Below are 4,309 nucleotides of genomic sequence, written 5' to 3'. Positions count from 1 at the left end.
ACCACCACAATTGTATCGGCGTCCCGCACTTTAAAACCGGCGGCAGACACGGGAACTGCGAGGACTGCAGCCAGGGCTAAGCCAAAAGTGAATTCCAAGATTTTTCCTATCCGGCTAGGTTTCTGGATTGTGTTGCAGATGCTTGAATCACAATCAAGCCCACTGCGTTTCTAAAACCTAGTGCCAGTGGCGGTTGTTTGCTTCGACCACCTGGCGGACAAAGCAGCTTTTTCGCATGAGCCGGGCCTACTTCAATTTTCGGGTCGCAAAGGTATTCCCATCTCAGAAAGCTTTAACACCAGCGCCTCTCGCGTTTTCGGTGCATCATATCGCCACTCCAGGAGGCGGACACTGTTCGCCTCAAGCAGCAGTCGCTTTCGCTCATCCCGAATTTGTGCGTTCTTGAAGCCTTCCTCGCCACCAAACAGTGCGACCGGCTCGTAATGCTGCTGGCCTTGATACTCTACTGCCAAGTTTATCTCGGGAATGTATATGTCGATCGACTGACGGCCAAGAAACCAAGGGCGCCATTGGTGCTTGGCGTTGGGCCAAATTGCACGGAAAAGATCAAGAAGTGCGAGTTCAGAAATCCACCCGCTCGCACCGATCTCCGGTATAGATCGATCTCGGCGAAACGCGTCCTCTGCCAGCGCCATATGCCCCGCGAGCAAGCTCTCGACATTGGCGAAGCCAACATCGATGTTTACTGAGAAGATGCGGCCACGAGGCGCCGTAGGGTTGGTGAACTGAGCTTGGTATGCACGGTATGCAGACCAGTCCGACGAGGGAGGCGGCACCGGGATCATCCCTTGGCCAAAGTCATGGTCAAATCGAGTCAGTTTTGAAAGCACGGGTGGATCGTCCTGCAACTCCTGATCAAAGTACGCCACAAATGCCTCGAACTCGTCATGCAGGCGACCCGAGATGAGCGACGTCGCTGCATACTTACGAGCGATCAGCCTAACGTCATCAGCTCGGATATCGCGATCTGTCAGAAATTTCAGATATATGACCTCGTCCAAAAGCGCCTCACGATCACGCCCTGGGATGGCCTCCACCAAAACCATCGCGTCAGGGAGGCGGTTCGCTTCCGTCAAGTTCAGAATTTGTTGCCACTTGGGGTCCGGATCCCAAGGAGGCGCGTCCTTTACTTCCGGAAGGTCTTGCGGAAGCCCCTTGCCGTCGACGCCCCGGAACTGATCGCCTAAAGCACGCGCCTGCCAGCTATATCCGCGCGCCTGGTTGTTATCTTGCCAGACCCTTTCCAGAGGGGTTGCCGCATTGCTGGGCCACTGGGTGATTTTGCGCTCCGCATCGAAGCCGGACTTTGCCGGATCACCGAACAGACCTGCTCCAATTGCCTCGACCAGCCGCTCGAATAGCCTGACATCGCCTTGTTGAGTTCCGACCGAGACGAGAACGCGGCCGGTGCCGGAGGTCTGTCGAAAAACGACGGCGGCGTGCGAAGCTAGATCAATGGCGCGCTGTCGTCGCGCCCCAGGCCCTTCCAGAAAATGGAGCCTGTGTGTTACTTCATCCGGAAAATCGGGATAAACAAGCCGAGCTGAGTTGGTCGTTTTGGGTGCCCGCTTCTTCGGCGGCGGCTCGGGCCCGTATTGATCCAGCAGATCGCTACACAGCGATGACAACGCGGCGAAGTGGATCGCAGCGTTGCTTCCAGGCTCTCGTTTATCCGCCAAGGTCGCGTAGAGCTTTTTCCACTTCGATAGGTCTGCCCGATAGAACTCTCGGCTCATCCGATTTGTGAGCGAGAGCTCGTAGAGTTTCGCTTTCTTGCGGAATTCGTCGAGACCGGCTTGTCCCTTGTCGACCGGCGGAGGCTTCAAGTTCATACGTTTGATTTCCAGATCAGTGCGAAACCGATGTTGCATCAACTGCGTGCCGCTGTCGACAAGGTAGACGTGAAGGCACATGCTACCCAAGGGCGGTACCATTTGGCTGACGGCTATGGGCTCATAGCTGCCATTCTCCGCGCCGCAGCAAGCGAAGGCAAGCCTGAGATCGGTTCCAAAAACTGTTCCGAGTTCGAAACGCGGTTGCGGCGTGCCGGTTTTCTTCAACTCATTGCCATCAAACGCATAATCCCATTCTCGGAACTGGACCGCCTCAGTTGGCGCTAGTTCCGAGTTCGGAACTGAAGATAATGGCCGTTATCGGAATCTTCTGCCTTGGGGTACATTAATGATCTCAAGGACAGTTGCGGGGAGAACCGGGCCATTCTTTGCAGTTGCGCCAATCACAGCAGCAAAAGTGGATTGCCCTTTAGTAGCGCCAATCTGTGGATTTGTGAATAATATCCTTAATCTCATCTTCAAACCTTACGGAGTTTGTAAAGTCTTTGGGCATTCTCTCGTAGCCACGCATTTTTACAAGATCATATAGTGCATCGGGCATGTAGTGGTGCGTGCTGTGTAGGGTATGGACACCTGGAATAAGACCTAAGGCTTTCTTTTGTCTGAGCGAAACCATGACTCGGTTATCGTGGGCACCTTGTATCGATTTCGTACCATCTTCGGTCATCGCCCAAAGAACACAAAGTTCCTCGAGATTCAGTGAAAGGAATATTTCTTCGATGTCTGCTTCGTAAGCCTTCTGCCGTGAACGCCGTTTATGGGACGTACGGATAGCGGAACCCGTCCAGACAACGATCTCAAGGATAGTAACTGCTAGTGCGAAAAAGAAAACCAGCAAGATCTGTGTTTGGTACGCGTCAGTAAACTCAGGCTGTTGCAATCCCAACTGATCTATGGGGGCGAACAAGAGAGCACCGGTAAACAGTAGCAGCACAAAAGCCATTTTTGGCGACTTCAAGGCCTGAAAAAACTGGGTGATGAACTCCATAAGAATCCTCTTGATAGGCTTCAGAAAAATTGCTGTTGTTAATGTTTTAGAAACACGTGGGCGTGTGCAGACGTTGCCTAGCTTGCCGCTGCAGGGTCAAGCTCAAAGCGGACGCCTATCAAAGTTTCAGCATTCTCCCAATAAGGTTCAGGACGACATCTCTCTGCGCCGCAGCAGGCGAACGTAAGCCTGAGATCGGTTCCAAATTCTGTCCTTGGTTCGAAGCGCGGCTGTGGCATGCCGGTTCTTCTCAACTAATTGCCATTAAACGAATAATTCTATCTAGTGACTGGGTCGCCTCAGTCGATTCTAGTTCCTGGATTGGAACTTAGCAAAAACGGCCCTATCGTACTATTGAGCCGGGACTGACCTATTTGAGAACTCTAGGTCGTGTTTGGATTGTAAGGGGGGCTAGCTTTCATTTAGATCTGCTTTACCCTTCCTGATCCTCTCGATCGCGCCCTTCAAAGCTGACTGAGCTGCAGTTCCTTTGTATGAGAAGGTCTCGCCGACTTCTTCTTTTAAGTGTTCCCTAAGTAGTTCCATTTTAAGAGATGTATTTCGCTCCCACAGATCTTCGTCATTCAGATCAGTATTGTAGCCAGAGGCATCGGAAACATCTTTTGCGATGATGGACAGTTTGGCAATGTCAAGCCGCTGTCGATTGATCTTTATCATTTCAAAAATGAAACGACCTACCGCATAGCCACAAACTTCTAATAAGGTTATGGCTAGAAGTACGAATGGAATTCGCGTTAAGAAAATGGTCCATACATCGATTTTTATGTCATCAGTGTTTATTAAAACGGATAGTTCGACTGCTCCAGCCAGGAGGTTGTAGGAAATCAGGCAAATTATGGCTACGAATGGTATGCTCATTAGCAGGTAGTTCTTAATATTTCTTCCGCCCTCTCTAACAAAACCCTCTTGATCTACCGGAAAGAGGCGGACCTCTTTTGTCACACGTCTTAGGTCTGTTTCAGCCTTCTTAATGTCGCTTTGAAGTTCGCGAAGTGTTTCTTGTGCATTGGCAACCTCAGATCTTCGATCCTTTAGTCGAGCCATTGATGAAGCGAGGCGTTCGGACGCTTCGGCTTCAAGCCTTTGACTTTCTTCCTTTTTATCCTTTAGTTCCGAAATCTCGCGCTCGAGACTTGCACGCTGCTCGGTTTTTTCTTCGTCGTCTTCCTTAAGTAGCTGCAGTGTATGGTTCTCATCAACAATTTCTGTGAGTTTTTTATCTATGGAGTATAAGGCAGTTTCAAGCTCCTTAAAGTCAGAATTCGGGTAGCCTCTAAGGCGTATTGCCGTAAGTGTTTTGGCATCGAATGCGTAATCGGGTTTGAAACTGAACCCCACGATGAAAGCGCCAGGATTGACGCGGAAAATGTCGTTTGAAGGGGTTTTTTCAACTCTTATTTCTTTTCCGCTGGATAGCTCAACAATG

3 protein-coding genes are annotated in these 4,309 nt (G+C 50.7%); all 3 read right to left on the bottom strand.

Features of this window, described 5'->3' with window-relative positions:
- Positions 1-251: 251 nt before the first annotated feature.
- Positions 252-2,081, bottom strand: coding sequence for a hypothetical protein (locus AN476_RS22010; RefSeq protein WP_157063856.1), 1,830 nt, complete (start codon positions 2,079-2,081; stop codon positions 252-254).
- Between the two features lie 202 nt (positions 2,082-2,283).
- A complete protein-coding gene (locus AN476_RS22000; RefSeq protein WP_054463898.1) occupies positions 2,284-2,862 on the bottom strand; it encodes a super-infection exclusion protein B in 579 nt (192 codons plus the stop codon).
- 411 nt (positions 2,863-3,273) lie between these two features.
- The coding region (locus tag AN476_RS23180; protein ID WP_172684880.1) for a hypothetical protein at positions 3,274-4,309 on the bottom strand (1,036 nt) is incomplete at its 5' end.

The sequence above is a fragment of the Phaeobacter sp. 11ANDIMAR09 genome, from assembly GCF_001294455.1.
GTDB lineage: Bacteria > Pseudomonadota > Alphaproteobacteria > Rhodobacterales > Rhodobacteraceae > Pseudophaeobacter.
The sequence above is the reverse complement of the archived record's forward strand: the minus strand, read 5'-3'. Positions and strand labels throughout refer to the sequence as shown.

What these genes read in the sequence shown, in the direction of transcription:
- AN476_RS22000 (WP_054463898.1), bottom strand. Translation starts at nt 2,862, where the DNA reads ATGGAGTTCATCACCCAGTTTTTTCAGGCCTTGAAGTCGCCAAAAATG.